Source organism: Deinococcus radiotolerans, from assembly GCF_014647435.1.
In the GTDB taxonomy this organism is placed as follows: Bacteria; Deinococcota; Deinococci; order Deinococcales; family Deinococcaceae; genus Deinococcus; species Deinococcus radiotolerans.
In genome coordinates this window covers 1-660 of sequence record NZ_BMPE01000059.1, presented here as the reverse complement: position 1 = coordinate 660, position 660 = coordinate 1, and the positions used below count along the sequence as shown (strand labels likewise).

The 660-nt window shown below is 61.7% G+C and carries 1 protein-coding gene; it reads left to right on the top strand.

Features of this window, described 5'->3' with window-relative positions:
* A partial coding sequence (locus IEY63_RS22085) for an IS4 family transposase (RefSeq protein WP_189071147.1) occupies positions 1-660 on the top strand: 660 nt, incomplete at both ends.

Below are 660 nucleotides of genomic sequence, written 5' to 3'. Positions count from 1 at the left end.
GTGTGGAACGGGTTCAGTTTGCCGCTGATGTGGACACTGCTCCCGCACGGTGGGGCCAGTCGTTCCTGTGTCCGGGAAGCGCTCGTGGAGCGCTTCCTGAAGCTCTGCCCAGATCGGGAGATCCGGTGCCTGCTCGCAGATCGTGAATTCATTGGGCGGCACTGGTTTCGATTCCTCGACCAGCACGGGGTTGCACCCTGCATTCGTCTTCCAGCTCGCGCCACGATCGGCGCGCACGGCATGCCGGTCTGGGCGGTCTTCAAGAACCTTCAGGTGGGTGAAGTCAGGGTCTGGCATCGCCAGACCCGCATCTACGGTGTGAATCTGCGAGTGGCGGCCACGAAAAACGCAGCCGGTGACCTGCTGTACCTGGCGTATCGGGGGCACGCCCTGCCGAACATGCGCCGGTATGCCCTGCGCTGGCAAACAGAGAATCTGCACGCCGCATTGAAAACCAGAGGGTTCAACCTGGAAGATACGGGTCTGACGCGCGCCGAACGCGTGTCTTCGCTCCTGACAGTCGTCAGCGTCGCCTTCATCTGGGCGTGCGTGACGGGCGAGGTCATGGCACGTCGAACGGCGACCAAAGTAAAGAAACACGGACACCGTGCGGTGTCCGTGTTTCGACTCGGGCTTGATCATCTCCAGGATCTTTTGCTG